Source organism: Streptomyces adelaidensis (assembly GCF_016598475.1).
GTDB lineage: Bacteria > Actinomycetota > Actinomycetes > Streptomycetales > Streptomycetaceae > Streptomyces > Streptomyces adelaidensis.
Genome location: NZ_JAEMUX010000004.1, coordinates 147,282 through 170,828, shown reverse-complemented (window position 1 = coordinate 170,828; position 23,547 = coordinate 147,282). Strand labels below are relative to the sequence as shown.

Here is a 23,547-nt window from a genome sequence, read left to right as displayed (position 1 = left end):
TCAGGCTTCTTCTCCCTCCATGGTGCCCCCACTACCGGAAATGACAGTGCAGACGACGTAATGTGCGCCCTTTTTCCAGCCGTCCTCGCTGAGCCAGTAGCCGGAGGCGGTGACGGCCTCCTCGTAGCCGTACTCCTCCGGGGGCACGTTCTTCGCGCAGGCGGCCAGCGCCTCGGCGTTCGCCTTCGCGTAGGTCGTCCCGGGGCTCATCTCGTGGAAGCCGAGCACCTTCTGCCGATGGCGGCCCAGGCAGGACACCAGCCGGGCCCTGCTGTCGGAGATCACGTCGAGGCAGTCCTGCTTCTGCATGGTCGCCGCGTCGACGAACACGGTCTCCCCCTCCTGACGGTGGCGCCCGATCGGCCCGTACACCGGCCGGCGCTCGCCCAGCAGCAGACAGGCGACCCGGTGTCCCGCGGCGTCGAAGCCGTCGTCGGCCGGGAGGACGGGGTAGGAGCGGATGTCCACCAGGTTCCCGCGCTCCTCCTCGGTCAGCTGTTCGCACCGCGCGGTCCCGCTCGCCCGCGCGTCCTCGGCCGAGGACGCCTCGTGGAAGGCCATCACCTGCCCGTCCACCGCGGGCCCCGTGCACTGGGGCACCAGCTGGAGTCGCGGCGTCCCCTCGAACCGGACGCCCGCCCAGGTGACCTGTACACAGTCGCCGTCCTTGAGCGGCTCGGACAGCCCGACGGCATCCCCGTACGGCTTCCCGCCGACGGTGTCGCCGTCGCCCGTGCCACCCGGCAGGTTCCCGAAGGCGTACCAGGTGCCGCCCACCGTGAGGGCGAGGCCGAGCGTGGTCGCCACCCCGGCCAGCAGGGCCCGGCTGCGGTGGCGTCGGCGGCGGCCGCCGGTGCCGGTGGTGCGCGGGGGAGCGCCGTAGCCCGGGTCGGCGGCCGGGGCCCAGGCGGAGGGGCTCGCCGGTGCGGGCGCCGGCGCGTACCACGGCGACTCGTGCGGGATCGGCGAGCCGAGGATCTCCGGCTCCGCCGTGTGCGTCCGCTCACTCGCCCAGTGCGGCTGCGAGCCCAGGTCGGGCTCGGTGCGGGGGTGCGCCTGGGGCGTGACGATCGCCGAGAGCGCGGCCTCGGTCTCGGACGCCGTGATCCGGTGCACGGGATCCTTGCCGAGCATGGCGGCCAGCACCGGTTCCAGGGCGCCCGCCCGCAGCATGGGGCGCGGTTCCTCCAGGACGACTGCGGTCAGCGCCGCGATCTCCGAGTCCCGGTCGAAGGGCCCGTACCCCTCGACGGCGTAGTACAGCGTGCAGCCCAGCGAGAACAGGTCGGCCGCGGCGGTCGGCGGCCCGCCCTGGGCCCGCTCGGGCGCCAGATACCCGGAGGTCCCGACCAGCACATGCGTCCGCGTGTACCGGGTCTCCTGGGTATCGGGCTGGACGGAGATGCCGTAGTCCGTGAGGTGAACACGCGCGTACGGCGAGCCGGTGCGATCCGGGGCGAGCAGGATGTTGGCGGGTTTGACGTCCCGGTGCATGATGCCGCGCTCGTGCCCGGCGGTCAGCGCGTCCAGCACGGCGAGCCCGATCCGGGCGCACTCGGCGGGCGCGAGGGCGCCGCGCCGGGTGACGACGGCCTTCAGGTCGAGGGCACCCGGCACGTACTCCATGACGATCCAAGGCAGCTCGTCGTGCTCCAGGACGTCATGCACGGTCGCCACGTTCGGGTGGCCGCGCAGCACGGCGGCATGCCGGGCCTCGGCACGGGCGCGCGCCACCCGGGCCGTACGGTCCCGCTCGGCCTCGTCCGGATCGCGGAACACGATCTCCTTGAGCGCCACCTCGCAGTCCAGCTGCTGGTCGTGCGCCAGCCAGACGTGGCCCATGCCGCCGCTGCCCAGCCGGTTCAGCAGGAGATAGCGGTCGGCGATCACCCGGCCGACTCCCGAATGCGGTGCTCCTGACTGCATCGGTCACTCCCGGGGTTCAGATCCGCACGGACTGGACGGGGTTCTCGACGGGATCACCCGAGTCGCTCGGGCCCCCGGGATCCACCGGGTCGTCGGTGGCCGGCCCGCTCTCCTCCGGGGGCTCGCTGTCCTCCGGGGGGCTGGGGTCGGGATCGGGGGGCTCCGGCGGCGTGCTCGTCCGGGTCGGGGTGGCGGGCGGTGCGGATGTGGTGAGCGTCGGAGTGGGCGGGGGTGTGGGGGTTGGCGTGGGAGTGCGTGTGGGCGTCGGTGGCGGCTCGGGGGTCTTGGACGGTGTCGGAGTCGGAGTCGGAGTCGGAGTCGGTGTCAGAGTCGGAGTCGGCGTTGGTGTCGGTGTCGGTGTCGGAGATGTGCCGCCGGCCGTTGGGGGAGTGCTCGCCATCGGCGACCCGGACGACGGCGAGCTGTTCGACGGTGAGCCGTCCGTCGCCGAGGGCCCGGTCGGTTCCGGTCCCGTCCCCGTGGAACCCGAGCCCGAGCCCGAGCCGGATCCCGGGTCGTCCTTACCCTCGTCGGACGACGCCCCCGGCCAGTCCACCTGCAGTGCCACGGCGTCACCGAACGCCAGCCGGGTACCCGGCCCGGGGCTCGAACCGGTCACCGGCGCGTCGCTGGGCGGCATCTCGTCCCCGGCGACCGCAACGGCCAGACCCTTGTCCGCCATGGCCGCACTGGCGTCGCCGAAGGTCATCCCCCGTACCTTCGGCACGGCCTGCCGCGCCCGGGTGTCGAACGTCGTGTCGGACTCGCCCGTGGTGCCGACGTCCCGGCTGATGCCCTGGTCCGGGTCCTCGACGTCGACGAGCTTGACCTCCTTCAGCTGCTCGGGCGCGGGCTTGACGACGACCACCCGGGACTTGTCGTAGCCCTTCCACTCCTCGTTGCCCTCGGCGAAATCCACCTTGATGCGCTGAGGGTCCTCGTCGAACGCGCGCAGGGGATTTCCGCAGCTGCACTTCACGGCGGGCAGGCCCTGACTGTCGACCAATACCGCGATACCGGTTTCCAGCAACGCGTCGAAGGGGACGGCCTTGCCCTTCTTGTAGTCGTGGTTCTTCACGAGGGTGTCGTGGCGCAGGAGAACGGGAGTGAGTTCGTCGAGATAATCAGCGATTCCGGCCACGTCGATTCCGACGATCCCGGCCCATTGCTGAGCCTTTTTCTTGTTCTCGGGATCGGTGAGGAAATCCTCCAGTTTGCCGACGTCACAGATCTTCGGCTGCTGTGTGCCCCCGTACAGGCCGGGGGTGTTGCCCTGCTGCAGGCCGCTGTGCGGCTCCAGGGACCTGAGGTCGGGCTCGTCCCGGCCCAGCCGCTCGCCCTCGTCGAAGAAGGGCGCGAGAGACGGCACGCCCGCGGCCACCGCCTTCACCGCCAACAGCGCCGGCGTCGAGTCGCCGCAGCCGCTGAGGATCACCACGCCCACCAGTAGGACGGCGATCCTCCGGGCAGCCGATTTCCCCGCTTTTCGCAAACATGTTCGCAAGCATGCGTGAATTGTCATGACCGCTCCCCCCGGCGGTTTCCCCCGTCACCCCGCAGTACGGAAGCGGGGCTCACGCATCATGCTACTGAAGGGCAAAGCCTTTCGGTCGAGGAAAAAACAAAAGAAGGGCCGTGGGGCCAAACAAAAGAATTGGGGCACGAAAAAGAAAAGTGACTCAGCGACTACGTGCGTTCAATGAGGCCAGATAGGCGTTGTACGCCTCCAGCTCCTTGTCGCCGTTCCGGTCGGCCGCGCGGTCCTCGCGCTTGGCCTGCCGCTGCTCGGAGCCGTACCACTGGAAGAGCAGCGCGAGCAGCACGAGCACGGACGGGATCTCGCTGAACGCCCAGGCGATGCCGCCGGCCGCGTTCTGGTCGGCGAGCGCGTCGATGCCCAGGGAGGCGGGCGGGTTCTCGTACGTCTTGACCATCGGCGCGGACGCCATCATCAGCGCGATGCCGAAGAACGCGTGGAACGGCATGCCCATGAACAGCTCCAGCATCCGCATCAGATACCCCGGCCGGTGCGGTCCCGGATCGATGCCCATGATCGGCCAGAAGAAGAACAGACCGACCAGGAGGAAGTGCACCATCATCAGGATGTGTCCCGGTGTCGACCCCATCAGGGAGTCGAAGATCGGGGTGAAGTACAGCCCGTACAGGCTCGCGATGAACATGGGGATCGTGAACGCCGGGTGCGTGACGATCTTCATGTACCAGCTGTGCAGAAACATCAGCAGCAGCTCACGCGGCCCCTTCCGCCCCTGGCCCGCCACCGGCAGTGCCCGCAGCGCCAGCGTCATCGGCGCACCGAGCAGCAGCACGATCGGCGCCAGCATGCTGATCACCATGTGCTGCACCATGTGCACGCTGAACATGACCATCCCGTAGTCGTTCAGCCCGGTGCACATCATCAGCATCACGAGCAGCACACCTACGACGAACGCGACCGTCCGGCCCACCGGCCACTTGTCCCCGCGCCGGACCAGCCGCACGACCCCCCAGCCGTACAGCCCCAGCCCCAGCAGACACGCGACCAGGAAGAACGGGTCCGCCGACCACGCGAGTCCCCGCCCGAGGGTGAAGGGCGAAAGCCCCATACCGTGCCCGCTGTGCTCCATCCGCCGGCTCCTGATTCGTGGGGGGTTGCGCTGTCTGTCCGCCCCAGACTAGAACCGCCCCCGGTCACGTTTGCGCTCGGGGGCGGTGCGACCTGCCCAGGGGCGCGGGGAACTGCGCGACCAGCCACGACCCACCCGCGGTCTGCGACGTTCCCGCAGACCCACGGCGAGACTCAGAGCACGCACTCGGCCTCGGCGTACCGCTCCTGCGGAACCGTCTTCAACGTCTCGACCGCCTCGGCGAGCGGCACCATCACGATGTCCGTCCCCCGAAGCGCCGTCATCCGCCCGAACTCCCCCCGGTGCACGGCCTCCACCGCATGCCACCCGAACCGCGTGGCCAGCACCCGGTCGTACGCCGTGGGCGTCCCGCCCCGCTGTACATGCCCCAGGATCACCGGCCGCGCCTCCTTCCCGAGGCGCGCCTCCAGCTCGACGGAGAGCTGCCGGGCGATGCCGGCGAACCGCTCGTGCCCGTAGATGTCCTTGGCGCCCTCGTCGAACTCCATGGACCCGGTCTTCGGCTTGGCCCCCTCCGCCGCCACGACGATCGCGAACCGCTTGCCCGCCTCGAAGCGTTCGCCGACCCGCGCGGCCAACTCCTCGATGTCGAAGGGCCGTTCCGGTACGACGATGGCGTGCGCGCCGGCCGCCATGCCGGAGTGGAGCGCGATCCAGCCGGTGTGGCGGCCCATGACCTCCACGACCAGGACGCGCTGGTGGGACTCGGCGGTGGTCTTCAGCCGGTCCAGGGCCTCGGTGGCGACGCCCACGGCCGTGTCGAAGCCGAAGGTGACGTCGGTGACCGCGATGTCGTTGTCGATGGTCTTCGGCACACCCACGATCGGCAGGCCGTTGTCCGACATCAGCCGGGCCGCCTTGAGGGTGCCCTCACCGCCGATGGGGATGATCGCGTCGAGGCCGAGCTCCTCGACATGGCCCTTCGCCCGCTCCACACCGTCCCGCAGATGGGAGGGCTGGACCCGGGAGGAGCCGAGGATCGTGCCGCCGCGAGCCAGGATGCCGGCCACCGCGTCGAGGTCGAGCTTGAGGTAGTCGCAGTCCAGGAGGCCTTTCCAGCCGTCCCGGAACCCGATGACCTCGTCGCCGTGGTCGACGACGGCGCGGTGCACGACGGACCGGATGACGGCGTTCAGCCCGGGACAGTCGCCGCCGGACGTGAGGACACCAATGCGCATAGCCCGATCACCTTATCGACGTGGGCCGGATCCGGACCACGTTGTCCGGCGGGAATGCCCGCCACCCTACCGGCGGCAGGGGGCGGGGCCGTAGCGGGCGTCCGCCTGCTGGACGGCCCCGCACAGGTGAGCGGAGACCAGGTCAGACGGGCTTTCGTACGGGCACTGAGGAACCGTTTCTCAGGCTCCTCGGCTTCCTGCCGGACGCGTTACGCGGGCTGCTGCTGGGCCGTCGCGATGCGCTCGCTCCGCAGCGCGTCGAACCAGCGGTCGTCGCTCGGCGGCAGCGCGTTCACATCGAGCGCCAGCTTCAGCAGCAGGTCGGCGATCTGCGGGTTCCGCGCCAGCACCGGACCGTGCATGTAGGTGCCGAACACGGTGTCGTTGTACGCACCCTCCGTGCCGTCACCCGTGCCGTTGCCCTTGCCGAGCCGCACGTTCGCGAACGGGCGGGCGGTGGGGCCGAGGTGGGTGACGCCCTGGTGGTTCTCGAACCCGGTCAGCTGCGGCAGACCGAGGCGCGGGTCGATGTCCCCGAGGACGTCACCGACGCACCGCTCGCCCTCGCCACGCGTGCTGGTCACGTCGAGCAGACCGAGGCCCGGCTCGCGCTGCCCGAGGTCGTTGACGAACTCGTGGCCGAGGATCTGGTAGCCGGCGCACACCGCGAAGACGATCGCGCCGTTCTCCACCGCCCGGTACAGATGCCGGTCGCGGCGCAGCCGCTCGGCCGCGAGCCGCTGCGGACGGTCCTCGCCGCCGCCGATCAGATAGATGTCGCCGGAGGTCGGGATCGGCTGGTCGCTGCGCACGTCCAGCCGAGCCACGTCCAGGCCGCGCTGCCGCGCCCGCCGCTCCACGACGAGGACGTTGCCCTGGTCGCCGTAGGTGCTGAGCAGGTCCGGGTAGACCCAGACGATCCGCAGGCTGTTGTCACTCATGAAGTCAGTGCCCCTCAGAGTCGTTCGTGGACGGGTGCTCAGTTGCCCACGCGGCGGCGCAGGTCCTGGAACGCGGTGTAGTTCGCGATGACCTCGATCCGCCCCGGCGGACACATCTGCACCGCCTGGTCGAGGGTGTCGCAGACCTGGAAGTGCTGGCCCGCGACCTCCAGCCGCACCGCGAGGTCGAGCTTGCGGTCGCCGAGCACGAAGACCGGGTGGCCGGTCAGCCGGGTGTAGTCGACGTCCCACAGCCAGGAGGTGTCGGTGCCGTCGGCGCCGCGCGCGTTCACGGACAGGATCACCGGCGACGGCGGCGGGTCGATCAGCGAGAACGTCTCCAGCCAGCCCGCCGGGTTCTTGGCGAGCAGCAGCCGCAGATCACGCTGCATGAACTGGACGACGTCGTACCGTCCGGCCACCGCCTGCACCTGGTACATGCGTTCCAGGGCGACCTGCGGCGGCACCCCGAAGACGGCGGCGACGGCGGCCGACGAGGCCGCGTTGGCCTTGTTGGCGCGGCCCGGCAGCTGGAGGTGGATCGGCCAGGCCGAGCCGTGCGGGTCGAGGACGTGGTCGCCCGAGAGCGCCCAGCTCGGCGTGGGGCGGCGGAAACCGCACTCGCCGCAGAACCAGTCGTCGCCGGGGCGCTGCATCACACCGCCGCAGGACGGGCACGACCAGGCGTCGTCCTTCCACATCTGGCCGACCGCGACCCAGATCACATTCGGGGAGGACGACGCGGCCCACACGATCAGCGGGTCGTCGCAGTTCGCCACCACCACGGACTTCGTGCCGGCCAGGCCCTCCCGCCAGGCCTCCGCCATCATGCGGGTCTCGGCGGCGCGGTCGAGCTGGTCGCGGGAGAGGTTGAGCAGCGCGATGCACTTGGGGTCGGTGTCCCGCGCGACACCGGCGAGGTACTTCTCGTCGACCTCGATGACCGCGAACTTGGAGTCCGAGTTCCCCGCCAGCGCCGAGGTGATGCCCGCGGGCATGTTGGCCCCGAGCGCGTTCGACACGACCGGCCCCGCGGCGCGCAGCGCCTCCGCGATCAGACGGGTCGTGGTGGTCTTTCCATTGGTGGCGGAGACCAGGATGACGTCCAGGCTCTGCGCGAGCCTGGCGAGGAGATCGGGGTCGAGTTTGAGTGCCACCCGGCCGCCGATCACCGATCCGCTACCGCGTCCCGCGGCACGCGATGCCGCCGCGACCGCCTTGCCCGCCGTCACGGCCAGCTTGGCCCGCGGCGTCAGCGGGTCCGAGTTCCCTGCCATCAGTTCTCGATCCTCCTTGCGTACAGCGCCGCGCCCAGTCCCGGCAACGTGTGGACCGAAGACTATCGAGATCCACTCACGCGCCCGAATCTCGACCGGGGCGTTACATGCCCCGGACCGGCGATATCGGGTCTGAACGTACTCTTGCGGCCATGCGAAGCGGCTCTGTTCCGGGCGCCCGAGGGCGCGTTCTCCCCATGACACTGCTCGGGGACCCCGTATTGCACGCCCCTTGTGAGGACGTGACGGAGTTCGGGCCCGAACTGGTGCGGCTTGTGGAGGACATGTTCGCGACGATGTACGACGCGCGGGGTGTGGGTCTCGCCGCGAACCAGGTCGGCCGGGCGCTGCGGGTCTTCGTATACGACTGCCCGGACGACGACGATGTGCGGCATCTCGGCCATGTGGTGAACCCGCGGCTCGTCTCGGCGGAGGGGATCGTACTGCGCGGCCCCGAGGGATGTCTGTCGCTGCCCGGCCTCGAGGCGGGGACGGAGCGGTACGACGAGGCCGTGGTCGAGGGGTTCACGGTGGACGGAGACCGGCTGCGGGTGCGGGGGACGGGGTTCTTCGCGCGGTGCCTTCAGCATGAGTGTGATCACCTCGAGGGCGGCGTGTATGTGGACCGGCTTTCGGGGTGGCGTCGGAGCAGGGTTCTGCGGAAGGCCGCGCGGGCTTCGTGGGCGCCTCGTCGCTCGGGATGAGCCGCGGGTGGGCGGGCGCGGGTTGTCTGTGGTCGCTCGCGCGGTTCCCCGCGCCCCTCAAGGGGCCCCGCCCCGCCCACGTACGGCTGCCAGGCGCCCTCAGAAGCCCGGGCTGCCCACCTTGTCGCCGGCCGCTGCCAGGCGGCCCCACAGGAGGTCTGCCAGGCTGCGGACCAACTCCTGCCGCGTGCACGGGCGTTCGCCGAGCCACCAGTCTCCTGCCGCGTGCATCATGCCCACGATGCCGTGGCCCCAGACACGGGCGAGCCGCTGGCTGTCGGGGCCGAGGTCGAGGCGTTCCTCTATGACCTTGCCGAGTTCCTCGCCCATGCGGCGCAGCAGGGGGGCGGAGTGCTTGCCGACGTCGAAGCCCTGGTCGGCGGGCTGCTCGCCGGGCTGGTCCCCGGGGTGGGCGCCCTCGGCGGGGTGCATGAGGAAGCGGTACACCTGGGGTCGGGCCTCGATGGCCGCCAGGTAGGTGTCGAGGGTCGCCTCGACGCGTTCGCGGCGCTCGGCCGGGGCGTCCAGCGCGGCCCGCAGGGAGTCGAGGAGGGCGTCGGTGTGGCGCTGGCCGAGAGCGGCGTAGAGTCCGCCTTTGTCGCCGAAGTGGCGATAGAGGATCGGCTTGGTGATGCCGGCCTCGGCGGCGATGGCGTTCATCGACGCTCCTGGACCGTCGCGGAGCACCACTCTGTCCGCGGCCTCCAGCAGCTCGCGCCGACGACGGTCGGCGGACCGTTCCTGGTCGGTCCGCTGCGTGGTGTCCATGAGTCTCTCCCCCAGGTACTGATTTCGGTGACGCCTGCGCAAACTAGCACTGATTGCCACGTCCCGATCGAACGGATCGAACGGGCTGCCGGGCCCGGCTCGGGAGTTGACTTTTCCTACCGGCCGGTAACAGACTCCTAGTTACCGCAGGTAACATCTTAGTGCAGTGCTGGAGGCGCGTCATGGCCGAGTTCACCATGGAACTCAACGAGGAACAGCGAGAGGTTCGCGACTGGCTCCACGGATTCGCCGCCGATGTGATCCGCCCCGCGGCCGCCGAATGGGACGAGCGCGAGGAGACCCCCTGGCCGGTCATCCAGGAGGCCGCCAAACTCGGCATCTACTCCCTCGACTTCTACGCCCAGCAGTACTTCGACCCCACGGGCCTCGGCATCCCCATGGCCATGGAGGAGCTGTTCTGGGGCGACGCGGGCATAGCCCTCTCCATAGTCGGCACCGGCCTCGCCGCCGTGGGCGTCCTCGCCAACGGCACCGAGGAGCAGATCGGCACCTGGATCCCCCAGATGTACGGGGACGCGAACGACGTCAAGGTCGCCGCGTTCTGCTCCTCCGAGCCCGACGCCGGTTCAGACGTGGCCTCCATGCGCACCCGCGCCGTGTACGACGAGGCCAAGGACGAGTGGATCCTCAACGGCACCAAGACCTGGGCGACCAACGGCGGTATCGCCAACGTCCACGTCGTCGTCGCGGTGGTCGACCCCGAGCTCGGCTCCAAGGGCCACGCCTCCTTCATCGTCCCGCCGAAGACGCCCGGCCTGTCCCAGGGCCAGAAGTTCAAGAAGCACGGCATCCGCGCCTCCCACACGGCCGAGGTCGTCCTGGAGGACGTCCGGGTCCCCGGTTCCTGCCTCCTCGGCGGCAAGGAGAAGCTCGACGAGCGCCTGGCGCGGGCCCGCGAGCGGGCGAAGACCGGTGGCGAGAGGGTGAAGAACGCGGCGATGGCCACGTTCGAGGCGTCCCGTCCTGCTGTCGGCGCCATGGCGGTGGGCACCGCCCGGGCCGCGTACGAGGTGGCCCTCGACTACGCCATGACGCGTTCGCAGTTCGGGCGGCCCATCATCGACAACCAGGGCGTCGCCTTCCAGCTCGCGGACATGCGGACCTCCGTGGACGCGGCGCGGCTGCTGGTGTGGCGGGCGTCCTGGATGGCGATCAACGGGCGGCCGTTCACCGGGGCCGAGGGGTCGCAGTCGAAGCTGTTCGCGAGCGAGACGGCGAAGAAGGTCACGGGGCAGGCCATTCAGATACTGGGTGGGAACGGGTACACCCGTGAGTACCCGGTGGAGCGGATGCACCGGGATGCGGCGATCTACACGATCTTCGAGGGTACGAGTGAGATTCAGCGGTTGGTGATCGCTCGGACCTTGTCGGGGATGCCGATTCGGTAGCGTCGTGCGGTGTGCTGTGTGTATCGACACAGCCCCGCGCCCCTGACTCCGCTGCTCTTCACCGGTGTTTCAGAGGTGTGAGTTGCTCGATGTCGTACCTCTTGCGCAGTCTCTCGATCGCCTCGCCGTCCGGCGGACCCCCCGCCTCCAGGATCTCCAGCAACTCCTCGAAGTACCGTTCGTGATCCGGTGGCGGTGAGGACTGGAAGAACATCTTCGCCGGGGTGTCGGTGGGGTTGGCGAAGGCGTGGGGGCAGCCCGGGGGGACGACGATGACCGTGCCCGGGGTGGCCCGGACCGTGCGGGTGCCCGAAGCGGACTGCCAGTGCTGCCAGTTGTCGGGGGTGCGGACGCGCGGCTCGAAGGCGAGCACGTCCAGCTCGCCTTCGAGGACGTAGAAGAGCTCCTCGCTCCGGGTGTGCACGTGGGCGCCGACGTCGAAGCCCGGCGGGACGACCACCTCGAAGCTGGAGGCCGTCCGGGAGTGGGTGCCCGTGACCTTGAAGGTCACGGCGTGCGCGGGGGTCGTGACGGTGCGGCCGTGGCCCGGCGGTACGAGGAGCCCTTCGGGCGGGGTGAGCGCGGTCACCAGGTGACGGGGAGGGCCTCGGGGCCGCGGATCAGGGCACCGCGACGCCAGGGGACCTCGCCCGGCGGGACCGCCAGCCGCAGCCCCGGCAGACGGTCGAGCAGGGTGTCCACGATCAGCTCGGTCTCCAGCTTCGCCAGGGTGGAGCCCGCGCAGTAGTGGGCGCCGTAGCCGAACGCCACGTGAGGGTTGGGGGCGCGGTCGAAATCGATGCGCTCGGGGTCCGGGAAGACGTCCGGGTCGCGGTTGGCGGCCAGGTAGGAGACGTAGACCGGGTCGCCCGCCCGGATGCGGACGCCGTGCAGGACGATGTCCTCCGTGGCGATGCGGGACAGGCCCACGGCGTTGCGGTGCGGGATGTAGCGCAGCAGCTCTTCGAGGGCCTGCGGGCGCAGGGCCGGTTCGCTGCGCATGCGGTCGAGCAGGTCCGGGCGGGTCAGCAGGACGAAGAACATCTGGCCGGTGTTGTTCGTGACCGCCTCACCGCCGATCTGGAGGGGCCCCGCCAGGGCCATCGCCTCCGCCTCGCTGATGTCGCCCCGGCCCACGGCCGCGCCGAGCAGCGAGATGACGTCCTCGCCGTCCGCGCCCCGGTGCTCGGCGATCGCCTTGGCGAAGTACGCCTCCATGTCGAGCTTCGCCCGCTCGCTGGCCTTGATGCCGTGCGTGGAGGACAGGATCCGCTGGGTCCAGATGTGCATGTCCTCACGGTCGGCCTCCGGCACGCCCATCAACTCGCAGATCACGGTGATCGGGAAGGGCTCCAGGACCCGCTCGATCAGATCGGCGGGCGGGCCGTCGCGCAGCAGCGCGTCGACCGCCGCGTCCAGGGTCCGCCGGGCGCCCGCCCGCAGGCGTTCGATGCCCCGGGCCGTGAAGGCGGGCGCCACGGCCCTGCGCAGCCGGGCGTGGTCCGGCTTGTCGACGAAGTTCATCGCGTCGGCCTGCGGGATGAAGTGCGGGGCGAGCCGGGTGACCGGGCGGCCCACGACCTCCTTACGGCTGAACCGGGGATCGTTGGTGACCAGCCGTACGTCCTCGTAGCGGGTCAGCAGCCAGGCCCAGCCCTCGCCGTTGGGCAGCTGGATCCGGGTGATCGGGCCCTCGCGCATCAGCTCGGTCAGGACGGGGTCGAAGTCGACCCCGCTCAGATCGAGGGCCGGCCAGTGCCGTACCGGAGGGGCCGCCATGGTCTCTTCGCTCGTCGTCATGTCACGTCACGTCTCTCGTGTGGTGCCCTGCCAGCGGCCCAGGGCCATTTCCGCGGTGATACCGGGACCGAACCCGGCGAGCAGGCCGCGTGCCCGGTCGTGGGCACCGCCCTCGTCGAACAGCCGGCGCAGCGCGTCCAGGACGACGGCGCTGGCGATGTTGCCGTACTCGGTGAGCGTGGCCCGGCTGAAGCGGAACGCGTGCGGGTCGACCTTGAGGAACTTGCTGAGGTCGTCCAGGATGCGCGGACCGCCCGCGTGGATGATGTAGAAGTCCAGGTCGGAGGCGTCCCAGCCATGGGCGCTCGCCAGTTTCTGGAGCGCCGGCGCGAGGGGCTCCATGGTTCCGGGCACCCGCTTGTCCAGCAGGAAGTGGAACCCGGTGGACCGGACGTCGTACATGATCCACTCCTCGGTCTTGGGGATCAGGTACGAGCCGTTGCGCTCCAGGCTGATGCCCTCGCCGCCCCGGCCGCGTACGACGGCGGCCGCGATGCCGTCGCCGAACAGGCCGTTGGAGAGCAGCGAGCCGACGCCCAGGTCGGTCGGCTGGTAGCACAGCGAGCAGAACTCGCAGGCCACGATCAGGGCGTTGGCCTCCGGGTAGGCCGTGCAGAAGTCGTGCGCCCGGTTGACCGCGGCGCCGCCCGCCGCGCAGCCCAGCTGGGCGATGGGTATCTGCCGGGTGTCATGGCCGAAGCCCATGTTGTTGATCAGCCACGCGGTCATCGACGGCATCATGAAGCCCGTGCACGACACGTAGACGATCACGTCTATGTCGGAGCTGAGCAGCTCCGCCTCGTCCAGCGCCCGCTGTACGACCGCCGGGACGCGGGCCTTCGCCTCGGCTTCGTAGACCTTGTTCCGCTGCTCGAAGCCGGGATGCTTCAGCGTCTCCTCGATGGGCTGCACGATGTACCGGGTTCGGACGCCGGTGTTCTCGATCAGCCTCAGCGCCAGCGGGAGTTGGGGGTGGTCGGGGTGGCGCTCACGCGCCAGCGCCAACGTGTCCTCCATCGTGATCACGTACTCCGGGACGGACACCGCGGGTCTGCACAAAGTGGCCATGGAGCGCGCCTGCTTTCGCCATCCGGAAGGCCTTCGCCTCCCGAGCACGGGGTGGTTCAGGTGGTTCATCCACGATCACCCGGCGCCTCCCGGATCTCGCGCCGGACTACTCCAGACCGGCGAACCCCGACGAACCACCGCCCACTACTCCGAACCGGGCAGCCGTGCCAGGGTCGGAGCAGGACGAGCGAGACAACCGCACCCAGGGGAGCCGCGATGACGCACACCGCCACCCGACTGCTGGAGACCACCGCCGCGAAACTCGCCCCGGATCCCACCGCCGACCCCCTGCTCCCGCTGATCGCCACCGGCACGGCCGGCCGCGACACCCTCGCCGCGCTGGCCATGGAACAGCGCCTGGTCATCGCCGCGGACCACCGCTCGTTCCTCCACCTGGCCCAGCGGGCGGCGACCGAGGAGCCCGCGAGCGCGCCCTTCTTCGAGATGCTCGCCCAGGGCGAGACGGTGGCGGGAGAGCGGCTTGGGGCATTCGCGAAGGCGTGCGGCGTGAGCGAGGAGCGAAGCGCGGCGTACGAGCCGCTGCCGGGCTGCCAGGCCTACCCGTCGTACGTCGCCCGCCTCGCGCTCGGCGCGTCACCGGCCGACGTGGTGCTCGCCCTGAGCGCCAACTTCTCGTCCTGGGGCACCTACTGCGCGACGATCGCCGACGCCCTGCGCCGCCACTACGGCTTCACCGACGACGCATGCGGCTTCTTCGACTTCTTCGCCGAGCCGTCACCGGAGCTGGAGCGGCGGGCGAGGGAGGCCGTCCAGGCGGCACTGGACGGCGGCCGGATGGACGAGAACGCGGCGTACCACCACGGCCGACTGCTGCAGAGCTATGAATCGATGTTCTGGACCACACTGGCGCGCCCCTGAAGGGGCGCGGAAAACCGCGCGATCAACCACACGCGACCGGCGGCCGACACGGAACCGCGCCCCCTACGGCGCCCCACTGCTGTGCGCGATGCACGCCACATCGATCCGGTCCGCCAACTTCGCCAGCTCGATGGTCAACGCGGCGACGGTGTCCTCGTCGAGCCCGTCCGCACCGGCCTCCACCAGGTGCAGCCAGCGCCCACCCACCGTTCGCAGTAGTTTGCTCACATCGGCGGCAGACACCTGCAAGGTCCCGCGGTCGTCGACGATCAGAGGCAGAGTCACTTCGCGGTTCACAACGGGGATGGTAACCGCGGAACGCTCACGCCCCGTGCCATACGGTGGTGATGTTGCAGAACTCGCGGATTCCGTGTCCCGACAGCTCACGCCCGTATCCGGACCGTTTGACCCCGCCGAACGGGAACGCCGGGTGGGAGGCGGTCATCCCGTTGACGTAGACCGCGCCGGCCTCCAGATCCCGTACGACGCGGTCGGCCTCGGCGCTGTCCCGGGTCCACACGTTGGAGCTGAGACCGAAGGGCGTGTCGTTGGCGATCGCGATCGCCTCGTCGAGGCCGGCGACCCGGTACAGCGTGGCGACCGGGCCGAAGGCCTCCTCGTGGTGGATACGCATCTCGGGGGTGACGTCGGCGAGGACGGTCGGCGGGTAGTACCAGCCGGGCCCGTCGGGGCGCTCCCCGCCGCACAGGACGGTGGCGCCGCTCTCCACGGCCTCCTCGACCAGTCCCTCCAGGTCCTCGCGGCCCTGCTCGCTGGAGAGCGGGCCGATCTCCGTCTCCTCCTCCAGCGGGTCGCCGATCCGCAGCGCGCGCATGCCGGCCACGAACCGCTCGGCGAAGGCGTCGTACACGTCGGCGTGCACGATGAACCGTTTGGCGGCGATGCACGACTGCCCGTTGTTCTGCGCCCGGGCCGTCACGGCGACCCGCGCCGCCTGCTCGATGTCGGCGGACGGCAGCACGACGTACGGGTCGCTGCCGCCCAGCTCCAGGACCGTCTTCTTGACCTCGTCCCCGGCGACCGAGGCGACCGCCCGGCCCGCCGGCTCGCTGCCGGTGAGCGTGGCGGCCCTCACGCGCGGGTCGCGCAGGATGTCCTCGACCGCGCCGGAGCCGATGAGCAGTGTCTGGAAACAGCCCTCGGGGAAGCCCGCCCGGCGGAAGAGGTCCTCCAGGTAGAGCGCGGTCTGCGGGACGTTGGAGGCGTGCTTGAGCAGGCCCACGTTGCCCGCCATCAGCGCGGGCGCGGCGAAGCGGATCACCTGCCAGAGCGGGAAGTTCCACGGCATCACGGCGAGCACCGGGCCGAGCGGCCGGTAGCGGACCAGGACGCGGGAGGCGCCCGAGTCCTTCACGTCCGCGTCGGAGGGCTCCACGTCGGTGAGCAGCACCTCGGCGTGCTCGGCGTACCAGTGCATCGCCTTCGCGCACTTGGCGGCCTCCGCGCGGGCCTGCCTGACCGGCTTGCCCATCTCGGTGGTCATCACCTGGGCTACGGCGTCCGCGTCCTCGTCGAGGAGTTCGGCGGCCCGGTGCAGCAGCCGGGCGCGCTGCGCGAAGGACGTGGTCCGGTACGTACGGAACGTGGTGTCGGCGGTCGCGAGCCGTCGCTCGATCTCCTCCTCACCGAGCGCGTCGTACGTCTTGAGGGTCTCGCCGTTCGCCGGGTTCACCGTGGCGATGGGCATGGTCGGCCTCCTGAGCGCGGGCTGTCCTTCGACCTTCCCGCGCGGCGGCGCCCGCCGCAACGCGGAGTCGTTATCGGCCCGAGTGCTCCAGAAGGCGGTCGAGAAACTCCGCCTGCGCCTTCACGATCACCGCCCGGGCCCGCTCCAGGCCCAGCCACTCCACGCGGTCCAGCTCGGGGAACTCCTGGATCTGCCCGGACTTCGGCGGCCACTCCATCCGGAACGTCCCCGGCACGACCGTCGCCGGGTCGAGGTCCGCCTCGATCGCCCATACGGTGACGATCTTGCCGTTGGTCTGCCGCACCTCGCCCAGCGGTACGGCCTCGCCGTCGGGCGGCGCCAGCCCCAGCTCCTCCTGGAACTCCCGGCGGGCCGCGTCCCAGGCGGGTTCGTCGGGCTCGTACTCGCCCTTCGGCACGGACCAGGCGCCCGCGTCCTTGCGCGCGAAGAACGGGCCGCCCATGTGGCCGAGGAGAACCTGGACGCCGTCGGCGGTACGGCGGTGGAGCAGCAGGCCGGCGCTGCGCTTGGGGGCGGTCGTCACCGGGTGACCTCCGGGTGGGCGGATAGCAGGGACTCGACCGTATCGGCTTGTGCGGGCGACTTGTCCTCGCGGTAGCGGACCACTCGGGCGAAGCGGAGGGTGACGCCGGCCGGGTAGCGGGTGGAGCGCTGGAGGCCGTCGTAGGCGATCTCGACGACGAGTCGGGGCGGACGGTCACGCCCCAGCCGTGCTCCTCGACGGCCAGCTCCCGCAGTCGCCCGGTCTGCCAGGCCAGCATGGTGTCGGTCATGCCCTTGAACGTCTTGCCGAGCATCGCGAACGAGCCGTCGGCGGTGCGGGCGCCGAGGTGGAGGTTGGAGAGCTTGCCCGTGCGGCGGCCGTGGCCCCATTCGGCGGCCAGGACCACCAGATCGAGGGTGTGCACGGGCTTGACCTTCAGCCAGGAGGCACCGCGCCGGCCGGCGCTGTAGGGGGCGTCGAGGGCTTTGAGCACGACACCCTCATGGCCGCGGGTCAGCGTGTCCGCGAGGAACCTCTCCGCCTCGGGCAGGTCGTCGGGGCCGGCCACGAGGGTGCGGCGGACCCGCATCGGCTCGGGGACGAGACGGGCCAGTTCGGCGTGGCGGTCGGCGAAGGGCAGGTCGAGGAGGTCCCGGCCGTCCACGGAGAGTGCGTCGAAGAACACCGGGGAGACGGGGACCTGCTCGGCCGCCGTCGTCACGTCCATCCGCGAGCCGACGCGGGCGGCCGTCTCCTGGAAGGAGCGTGGCCGCCCGTCCTTGTCGAGCGCGATCACCTCTCCGTCGAGGATGAACCGCTCGGCCCGCAACTCCAGGGCGACGGTGGTGAGTTCGGGGAGGCGGCCGGTGATGTCGTCCAGGGTGCGGGTGTGGACGCGTACGTCGGAGCCGTCGCGGTGGACCTGGACGCGGATGCCGTCCAGCTTCTCCTCGACCGCACACGCACCCAGCTTCGCCACGGCCTCCGTGACGGAGGACGCGCTGTGCGCCAGCATCGGCAGGACGGGGCGGCCGACGGTGAGCCGGAATTCCTCCAGGGCCGACGGCCCGTTCGCGAGCAGCGCCTGGGCCACTGTCTGCAGCGATCCGGCGAGCATCACCGCCCGTCGTACGTCGGCCGGGGGCGCCCCGGTGGCTCCGGCCAGGCCCTCCACGGCCACCGCGTCCAAGGCGCCCTGCCGGACCTCGCCGGTGAGGAGTCCGAACAGGTAGCGCTGCTCGTCCTTGGTGGCCGCCGCCAGCAACTCGCCCACCAGGCGCTTGCGTTCGGCCTGCGAACCGGCGCCGGTGACGCCGCCGATCGCTGTGAGCCGGGTGTCCACCTCGCGCACGGTGAGGCTGGGCTCGGTCGCCGGCGGGATCTCCTGGTTCAGCACCTTCCAGCCGATGCCCAGCCGGCCCTGGGGCAGACGGCCCGCGAGGTAGGGGATGACGACCGGTACGTCCGCCGCGTCGGCGTCCCGGAACAGGTCGGCGAGCAGAGCCGTCTTCCGGGAGCGGGCCGAGGTGGCGGCCACCTCCTGGGACACACGGGCGAGCCGGGCGAACAACATGCGGCCATGGTCCTACGGAGTCAGGCCGGGTGCCCATCGGGTTGGGGGTGCGGGCGGTTTGGCGGCTGCGGGTTCGTCGTGGCTTGTCGCGCCCACGCGGCGGTAGCCGCAGATTCAGCACAGCCCCGCGCCCCTCGATGGCCCTTCGGGCCGATCGCTCATGCCGTGTCCAGGTCGGTCATCAGCAGTTCTCCGTTGATCGTGGCGCCAGCCCGGTATCCGGAGGATGCCGCGTTGACGACCTGTTCGGAGAAGCCCATCGCGTTGCCGACGGCCCAGACGCCGGGGACGGTGGTCAGGCCGGTCGGGTCGACCACGGGGTAGGCGCCGAAGGGGGTGTCGTGCAGTTCGGCGCCCAGTTTCTCCAGCAGGCCGGTCCGGGGGATCGGCCGCGGGGCCGTGAAGAGCACCGAGCGGTCGTGTGTCGTGCCGTCGGCGAGGCGTACGCCGGTGAGGCGGTCGTCGTCCACCACCAGGCCCGAGACCTCCCCGGGTACCACCGAGACCCCGGCGGCGGAGAGGCGGCGCAGGTCGTCGTCGGACAGTTCGTCCTCGGTGACGGTGTGCAGGAACAGGGTCACGTCCTTGGACCACTGGGAGACCATCAGCGCCTGGTGCACGCTGAGCGGGGTCGTGGCCAGCACGCCGAAGGGCTGGTCGCGGACCTCCCAGCCGTGGCAGTACGGGCAGTGCAGCACGTCCCGGCCGAAACGCTCGGCGACGCCGGGGACGGCCGGCAGTTCGTCCTTCAGGCCGGTGGCGACGACCAGGCGCCGGGTGCGTACGGCTCGGCCGTCCGCGAGGGTCACGGTGAAGCTCTGCCCGTCCTCATTTCGGGTGACGTCCACCGCCCGGCCCCGGACCAGCCCGACGCCGTACCGGGCGATCTCCTCCCGGCCCACGGCCAGGAACTCCGTCGGCGGCATCCCGTCCCGCGACAGATAGCCCTGCATGTGCGCGGCGGGTGCGTTGCGGGGCTCGCCCGCGTCGACGACCAGGGTGCGGCGCCGGGCCCGGCCGAGGACCAGGGCGGCGGAGAGTCCGGCAGCGCCGCCGCCGATGACGATCACTTCGTACTGCTCGGTCATGGTGACCACCTCCACGACGAGAGTCGCCCGAGCGCTGCGGCATTGACAAACCTGTTTGCCGAAACTGCAATACCGGCATGAGTGAGGAGAGTGGGATGAGCGAGGGGACGGACGGGGTTCTCGCCGGGGTCGGGCCACGGCTGCGGCGGATCCGGAAGGAGCGGGGGGCGACGCTCGCCGGGCTGTCGGAGGCGACCGGTATCTCGGTGAGCACGCTCTCCCGGCTGGAGTCGGGGCTGCGCAAGCCCAGCCTGGAGCTGCTGCTGCCCATCGCGCGGGCTCATCAGGTGCCGTTGGACGAACTGATCGGGGAGCCGCCCGTCGGTGATCCGAGGGTGAGATCGAGGCCGATCGTGCGGCACGGGCGGACGTACTGGCCGCTCACCCGGCAGCCGGGCGGCCTCCATGCCTTCAAGGTCCTCGTGCCCCAGTCGCAGCAGGAGCCGGAGCCGCGCACCCATGAGGGCTACGAGTGGCTGTATGTGATGTCCGGGAAACTGCGGGTCGTGCTCGGCGAGCATGATGTGGTGATGGTCGCCGGGGAGGCCGCCGAGTTCGACACCCGGGTCCCGCACTGGTTCGGGTCGACGGGGGACGGGCCGGTGGAGTTCCTCAGTCTGTTCGGGCCGCAGGGGGAGCGGATCCACGTCAGGGCCAAGCCCGCGCGTTCGTGACGCACGCTACTGTTCCCCGGAGGGCAAGCGACCGCTTAGTATGCACTCGAACAGTCGACCCCGGTCCGACGAAGAAGTCCCGTGGAGGCACCGCATGCAGGCATGGCAAGTGCACGAGAACGGCGAGCCGAGCGAGGTGATGCGGCTCCAGGACGTGGAGCGGCCCACGCCCGGTGACGGCCAGGTCCTGCTGAAGGTGCGCGCCGCGAACGTCAACTTCCCGGACGCGCTGATGTGCCGGGGCCACTACCAGGTCCGGCCGCCGCTCCCGTTCACCCCGGGCGTGGAGATCTGCGGCGAGACCGAGGACGGCCGCCGCGTCATCGCCAACCCCGCACTGCCGTACGGCGGTTTCGCCGAGTACGCCGTCGCGGACGCCGCCGCCCTGCTGCCCGCGCCCGAGGCGCTGGACGACGCCGAGGCCGCGGCCCTGCACATCGGCTACCAGACGGGCTGGTTCGGCCTCCACCGCCGGGCCCGGCTGGAGGCGGGGGAGACCCTGCTCGTCCACGCCGCCGCGGGCGGGGTCGGCAGCGCGGCCGTGCAGCTCGGCAAGGCGGCCGGCGCGACGGTCATCGGTGTCGTCGGCGGCGCCGACAAGGTGGCCGTGGCCCGGGAGCTGGGCTGCGACGTGGTGGTCGACCGGCGGAGCGAGGACGTCGTCTCCGCCGTGAAGGAGGCCACCGGAGGCCGGGGCGCGGATGTCGTCTACGACCCCGTGGGCGGCGAGGCCTACACGCAGTCGACCAAGGTCGTCGCCTTCGAGGGACGCATCGTGGTCGTCGGCTTCGCCAGTGGGACCATCCCCAGCCCCGGCCTCAACCACGCCCTGGTGAAGAACTACTCGATCCTCGGCCTGCACTGGGGCCTGTACAACACCAAGAACCCGAAGCTGGTCCAGCACTGCCACGAGCAGCTCACCGATCTGGCGGCCCGGGGCGTCGTCAGGCCGCTGGTGAGCGAGCGCGCACCGCTCGACGGGGCCGGGGCCGCCGTACAGCGGGTCGCGGACGGCGTCACCACCGGCCGGGTCGTCGTGGTGCCCTCGCTGGAGAACGGAGCCACCGCATGACCGACGCAGCTGAACTCAGGCGCCGCACGGCCGAGTTGCTGGCCGCGTATCCGCCCGCCGACACCGACCGGCTGGACTTCCTGCGGGCCCGCTTCGACGCGGGGCTCGCCTGGGTGCACTACCCCGAGGGCCTCGGCGGGCTCGGCGCCCCGCGCTCACTCCAGGCCGTGGTGGACGCGGATCTGGAGGCGGAAGGCGCCCCCGACAACGACCCGCGCCGCATCGGCATCGGCCTCGGCATGGCCGCGCCGACGATCCTCGCCTACGGCACGGAGGAGCAGAAGCGCCAGTACCTGCGGCCCCTGTGGACGGGCGAGGAGGTCTGGTGCCAGCTCTTCAGCGAACCCGGCGCCGGATCCGACCTGGCCGCGCTCGGCACCCGTGCCGTGCGGGAGGGCGACGGCGACTGGGTCGTCAACGGGCAGAAGGTGTGGACCTCCAGCGCGCACGTCGCCCGCTGGGCCATCCTCATCGCCCGCACCGACCCGGACGTGCCCAAGCACCGGGGCATCACCTACTTCATCTGCGACATGACCGACCCCGGCGTCGAGGTACGGCCGCTGCGCCAGGTCACCGGCGAGGCCGAGTTCAACGAGGTGTTCATCACCGGCGTCCGCATCCCGGACGCGCGCCGCCTCGGCGAGGTCGGCGACGGCTGGAAGGTCGCGCAGACCACGCTCAACAACGAACGCGTCGCCATCGGCGGTATGCGGCTGCCCCGCGAGGGCGGCATGATCGGCCCGGTCGCCAGGACCTGGCGCGAACGCCCCGAACTGCGCACCCACGACCTCCACCAGCGGCTCCTGAAGCTCTGGGTCGAGGCCGAGGCCGCCCGGCTCACGGCGGAACGGCTGCGCCAGCAACTCGTCGCCGGCCAGCCCGGCCCCGAGGGCGCCGGCATGAAGCTCGCCTTCGCCCGCCTCAACCAGGAGATCAGCGGCCTGGAGGTCGAACTCCGGGGCGAGGAAGGCCTGTTGTACGACGACTGGACCATGCGGCGCCCGGAGCTCGTCGACTTCGTCGGCCGCGACGCCGGCTACCGCTACCTCCGCTCCAAGGGCAACAGCATCGAGGGCGGGACCACCGAGGTCCTGCTGAACATCGTCGCCGAGCGCGTCCTGGGCCTGCCCTCCGAACCGCGCACCGACAAGGACGTCCCCTGGAAGGACCTCGCCCGATGAGCACGCAGCCCACGCAGCGCGCAGAGCCCGACCTGCTGTACTCGCAGGAGGAGGACGCCCTCCGCGCGGCCGTCCGCGACCTGCTGGCCGACCACTGCGACGCGGCGGGCGTGATCGCGCGCATCGAGTCGGACGCCCCGCACGACCGTGAACTGTGGAAGCTGCTCGCCGACGGCATGGGCCTGGCCGGCCTGCTCGTCCCCGAGGAACTGGGCGGCCAGGGCGCCACCCACCGCGAAGTCGCCGTCGTCGTGGAGGAGTTGGGGCGCGCGGTCGCCCCGGTGCCCTTCCTCACCAGCGCCGTCGTCGCTACCGAGGCCCTGCTGGCCGGTGAGGCCCCCGACCTCCTCGCCGAGCTGGCCTCCGGACGGAGGATCGGCACCCTCGCGGTCGCCCTGAACCTTCCCGCGGGCAGCGCCTACAAGGTCGTACGGTTCGAGGACGGGGCCCTGCACGGCGAGTTGACCGGCATCGCGGACGCGGCGGCCGCCGATGTGCTGCTGGTGCCCGCCGACGACGGCGGCCTGTACGCGGTGGACGCGACGGCCGCGATCATCACTGCGCAGGTGTCCCTGGACCTGACCCGCCCGCTGGCGAAGATCGTCCTCGACGGGGCGCCCGGCCGTCTCCTCGGCGACGCCGAACCCGCCGTACGACGTGCCCTGCGCGCCGGAGCCGGGCTGCTCGCCTCCGAGCAACTCGGGCTCGCGGAGTGGACCTTGACCGAGACGGTCCGCTACCTCAAGGAACGCAAGCAGTTCAACCGGCCCGTCGGCGGCTTCCAGGCGCTCAAGCACCGCCTCGCGCAACTGTGGCTGGAGGTCGTCAACCTCCGGGCTGCCGCCCGGAACGCGGCCGACGCGCTCGCCACCGGCAGCGAGGACGCCGATGTGGCCGTCGCCGTCGCCCAGGCCTTCGCGGCACCCGTGGCCGTCCACGCGGCCGAGGAGGCCCTGCAACTGCACGGCGGCATCGGCATGACCTGGGAGCACCCCGTCCACCTCTACCTGAAGCGGGCGAAGACCGACTCGATCGCGTACGGCACGGCGGGCGCCCACCGGGCGGCTCTGGCCGAACTGGTCGACCTGCGAGCCCCCTGACGTACAGCCGGAGAAGAACAGGCAAAGCCCGCCCCACCTGGCGAATTCCTG

General features: G+C 71.1%; 21 protein-coding genes and 1 pseudogene. 7 read left to right on the top strand and 15 right to left on the bottom strand.

All coding sequences use genetic code 11. From position 1 onward, the window contains the following. From I8N67_RS03595 to I8N67_RS03570, 6 genes are all read right to left on the bottom strand, one after another. The gene (locus I8N67_RS03595) at positions 1-1,926 is read right to left on the bottom strand and encodes a serine/threonine-protein kinase (protein ID WP_200301077.1); all 1,926 of its coding nucleotides are present in this window, start codon (positions 1,924-1,926) and stop codon (positions 1-3) included. A gap of 16 nt (positions 1,927-1,942) precedes the next feature. Beyond that, entirely contained in the window at positions 1,943-3,364 is a 1,422-nt protein-coding gene (locus I8N67_RS03590; protein ID WP_307835137.1) for a DUF6777 domain-containing protein, read from the bottom strand. A gap of 241 nt (positions 3,365-3,605) precedes the next feature. After that, a complete protein-coding gene (locus tag I8N67_RS03585) occupies positions 3,606-4,550 on the bottom strand; it encodes a cytochrome c oxidase assembly protein (protein WP_200301075.1) in 945 nt (314 codons plus the stop codon). Between the two features lie 173 nt (positions 4,551-4,723). After that, positions 4,724-5,749, bottom strand: coding sequence for a 6-phosphofructokinase (locus I8N67_RS03580; RefSeq protein WP_200301074.1), 1,026 nt, complete (start codon positions 5,747-5,749; stop codon positions 4,724-4,726). Positions 5,750-5,958: 209 nt separating this feature from the next. Beyond that, positions 5,959-6,690: a type 1 glutamine amidotransferase gene (locus I8N67_RS03575; RefSeq protein ID WP_200301073.1), complete on the bottom strand. Its 732-nt coding sequence runs from the start codon at positions 6,688-6,690 to the stop codon at positions 5,959-5,961. A 38-nt stretch (positions 6,691-6,728) separates the two neighbouring features. Beyond that, a complete protein-coding gene (locus I8N67_RS03570) occupies positions 6,729-7,967 on the bottom strand; it encodes a MurT ligase domain-containing protein (protein WP_200301072.1) in 1,239 nt (412 codons plus the stop codon). A gap of 152 nt (positions 7,968-8,119) precedes the next feature. On the opposite strand from I8N67_RS03570, the gene def reads away from it, so the two are divergent. Beyond that, positions 8,120-8,671 carry a peptide deformylase gene (def, locus tag I8N67_RS03565; protein ID WP_200301071.1) on the top strand — a complete coding sequence of 184 codons (552 nt, stop codon included), beginning with the start codon at positions 8,120-8,122 and terminating at the stop codon, positions 8,669-8,671. Between the two features lie 99 nt (positions 8,672-8,770). Here def and I8N67_RS03560 read toward each other — a convergent pair whose 3' ends face one another. After that, positions 8,771-9,439: a TetR/AcrR family transcriptional regulator gene (locus I8N67_RS03560; protein ID WP_200301070.1), complete on the bottom strand. Its 669-nt coding sequence runs from the start codon at positions 9,437-9,439 to the stop codon at positions 8,771-8,773. Positions 9,440-9,621: 182 nt separating this feature from the next. Here I8N67_RS03560 and I8N67_RS03555 point away from each other — a divergent pair, with 182 nt between their 5' ends. After that, positions 9,622-10,848, top strand: coding sequence for an acyl-CoA dehydrogenase family protein (locus tag I8N67_RS03555; RefSeq protein WP_200301069.1), 1,227 nt, complete (start codon positions 9,622-9,624; stop codon positions 10,846-10,848). Positions 10,849-10,906: 58 nt separating this feature from the next. On the opposite strand, the gene I8N67_RS03550 is transcribed toward I8N67_RS03555, so the two are convergent. The 3 genes from I8N67_RS03550 to I8N67_RS03540 are packed head-to-tail and all read right to left on the bottom strand — an operon-like array spanning position 10,907 to position 13,716. Further along, a complete protein-coding gene (locus I8N67_RS03550; protein WP_307835136.1) occupies positions 10,907-11,437 on the bottom strand; it encodes a cupin domain-containing protein in 531 nt (176 codons plus the stop codon). Further along, positions 11,434-12,648, bottom strand: coding sequence for a cytochrome P450 (locus I8N67_RS03545; RefSeq protein ID WP_200301068.1), 1,215 nt, complete (start codon positions 12,646-12,648; stop codon positions 11,434-11,436). Before I8N67_RS03545 ends, I8N67_RS03550 begins: the two co-directional genes overlap by 4 nt. Positions 12,649-12,654: 6 nt before the next feature. Next, positions 12,655-13,716: a type III polyketide synthase gene (locus tag I8N67_RS03540; protein WP_200301067.1), complete on the bottom strand. Its 1,062-nt coding sequence runs from the start codon at positions 13,714-13,716 to the stop codon at positions 12,655-12,657. A 216-nt stretch (positions 13,717-13,932) separates the two neighbouring features. Here I8N67_RS03540 and I8N67_RS03535 point away from each other — a divergent pair, with 216 nt between their 5' ends. Continuing rightward, the gene (locus I8N67_RS03535; protein ID WP_200301066.1) at positions 13,933-14,595 is read left to right on the top strand and encodes a thiaminase II/PqqC family protein; all 663 of its coding nucleotides are present in this window, start codon (positions 13,933-13,935) and stop codon (positions 14,593-14,595) included. 63 nt (positions 14,596-14,658) lie between these two features. Here the strand turns inward: I8N67_RS03535 and I8N67_RS03530 are convergent, their stop codons facing one another. From I8N67_RS03530 to I8N67_RS03510, 5 genes and pseudogenes are all read right to left on the bottom strand, one after another. After that, the gene (locus tag I8N67_RS03530; RefSeq protein WP_200301065.1) at positions 14,659-14,892 is read right to left on the bottom strand and encodes a DUF6213 family protein; all 234 of its coding nucleotides are present in this window, start codon (positions 14,890-14,892) and stop codon (positions 14,659-14,661) included. Positions 14,893-14,917: 25 nt separating this feature from the next. Further along, positions 14,918-16,303, bottom strand: a complete 1,386-nt coding sequence (locus tag I8N67_RS03525; protein ID WP_200301064.1) for an NADP-dependent succinic semialdehyde dehydrogenase — start codon at positions 16,301-16,303, stop codon at positions 14,918-14,920. Between the two features lie 70 nt (positions 16,304-16,373). Then, positions 16,374-16,847: an NUDIX hydrolase gene (locus I8N67_RS03520; protein WP_200301063.1), complete on the bottom strand. Its 474-nt coding sequence runs from the start codon at positions 16,845-16,847 to the stop codon at positions 16,374-16,376. Next, positions 16,844-18,381: pseudogene (locus I8N67_RS03515) on the bottom strand (ATP-dependent DNA ligase). Before I8N67_RS03515 ends, I8N67_RS03520 begins: the two are co-directional and overlap by 4 nt. A 158-nt stretch (positions 18,382-18,539) precedes the next feature. After that, complete coding sequence (locus I8N67_RS03510) at positions 18,540-19,469, bottom strand: NAD(P)/FAD-dependent oxidoreductase (RefSeq protein ID WP_200301062.1); 930 nt, start codon at positions 19,467-19,469, stop codon at positions 18,540-18,542. Between the two features lie 95 nt (positions 19,470-19,564). Here I8N67_RS03510 and I8N67_RS03505 point away from each other — a divergent pair, with 95 nt between their 5' ends. The 4 genes from I8N67_RS03505 to I8N67_RS03490 all read left to right on the top strand — a co-directional run bounded on the left by I8N67_RS03505 (position 19,565) and on the right by I8N67_RS03490 (position 23,496). Then, positions 19,565-20,143, top strand: a complete 579-nt coding sequence (locus I8N67_RS03505; RefSeq protein WP_372443622.1) for a helix-turn-helix domain-containing protein — start codon at positions 19,565-19,567, stop codon at positions 20,141-20,143. 94 nt (positions 20,144-20,237) lie between these two features. Further along, entirely contained in the window at positions 20,238-21,215 is a 978-nt protein-coding gene (locus tag I8N67_RS03500) for an NADPH:quinone oxidoreductase family protein (RefSeq protein ID WP_200301060.1), read from the top strand. Further along, the gene (locus I8N67_RS03495; protein ID WP_200301059.1) at positions 21,212-22,396 is read left to right on the top strand and encodes an acyl-CoA dehydrogenase family protein; all 1,185 of its coding nucleotides are present in this window, start codon (positions 21,212-21,214) and stop codon (positions 22,394-22,396) included. The genes I8N67_RS03500 and I8N67_RS03495 overlap by 4 nt, the downstream gene beginning before the upstream one ends. Continuing rightward, positions 22,393-23,496, top strand: coding sequence for an acyl-CoA dehydrogenase family protein (locus I8N67_RS03490; protein ID WP_200301058.1), 1,104 nt, complete (start codon positions 22,393-22,395; stop codon positions 23,494-23,496). The genes I8N67_RS03495 and I8N67_RS03490 overlap by 4 nt, the downstream gene beginning before the upstream one ends. Positions 23,497-23,547: the final 51 nt, after the last annotated feature.

Excerpts from the sequence above, each read along its gene's own strand:
- I8N67_RS03490 (WP_200301058.1), top strand. The coding sequence starts at position 22,393 with ATGAGCACGCAGCCCACGCAGCGCGCAGAGCCCGACCTGCTGTACTCG.
- I8N67_RS03570 (WP_200301072.1), bottom strand. The coding sequence starts at position 7,967 with ATGGCAGGGAACTCGGACCCGCTGACGCCGCGGGCCAAGCTGGCCGTG.
- I8N67_RS03510 (WP_200301062.1), bottom strand. The coding sequence starts at position 19,469 with ATGACCGAGCAGTACGAAGTGATCGTCATCGGCGGCGGCGCTGCCGGA.
- I8N67_RS03540 (WP_200301067.1), bottom strand. The coding sequence starts at position 13,716 with ATGGCCACTTTGTGCAGACCCGCGGTGTCCGTCCCGGAGTACGTGATC.
- I8N67_RS03535 (WP_200301066.1), top strand. The coding sequence starts at position 13,933 with ATGACGCACACCGCCACCCGACTGCTGGAGACCACCGCCGCGAAACTC.
- I8N67_RS03545 (WP_200301068.1), bottom strand. The coding sequence starts at position 12,648 with ATGACGACGAGCGAAGAGACCATGGCGGCCCCTCCGGTACGGCACTGG.
- def (WP_200301071.1), top strand. The coding sequence starts at position 8,120 with ATGCGAAGCGGCTCTGTTCCGGGCGCCCGAGGGCGCGTTCTCCCCATG.
- I8N67_RS03575 (WP_200301073.1), bottom strand. The coding sequence starts at position 6,690 with ATGAGTGACAACAGCCTGCGGATCGTCTGGGTCTACCCGGACCTGCTC.
- I8N67_RS03495 (WP_200301059.1), top strand. The coding sequence starts at position 21,212 with ATGACCGACGCAGCTGAACTCAGGCGCCGCACGGCCGAGTTGCTGGCC.
- I8N67_RS03585 (WP_200301075.1), bottom strand. The coding sequence starts at position 4,550 with ATGGAGCACAGCGGGCACGGTATGGGGCTTTCGCCCTTCACCCTCGGG.
- I8N67_RS03500 (WP_200301060.1), top strand. The coding sequence starts at position 20,238 with ATGCAGGCATGGCAAGTGCACGAGAACGGCGAGCCGAGCGAGGTGATG.
- I8N67_RS03525 (WP_200301064.1), bottom strand. The coding sequence starts at position 16,303 with ATGCCCATCGCCACGGTGAACCCGGCGAACGGCGAGACCCTCAAGACG.
- I8N67_RS03555 (WP_200301069.1), top strand. The coding sequence starts at position 9,622 with ATGGCCGAGTTCACCATGGAACTCAACGAGGAACAGCGAGAGGTTCGC.
- I8N67_RS03560 (WP_200301070.1), bottom strand. The coding sequence starts at position 9,439 with ATGGACACCACGCAGCGGACCGACCAGGAACGGTCCGCCGACCGTCGT.
- I8N67_RS03580 (WP_200301074.1), bottom strand. The coding sequence starts at position 5,749 with ATGCGCATTGGTGTCCTCACGTCCGGCGGCGACTGTCCCGGGCTGAAC.
- I8N67_RS03505 (WP_372443622.1), top strand. The coding sequence starts at position 19,565 with ATGAGCGAGGGGACGGACGGGGTTCTCGCCGGGGTCGGGCCACGGCTG.
- I8N67_RS03595 (WP_200301077.1), bottom strand. The coding sequence starts at position 1,926 with ATGCAGTCAGGAGCACCGCATTCGGGAGTCGGCCGGGTGATCGCCGAC.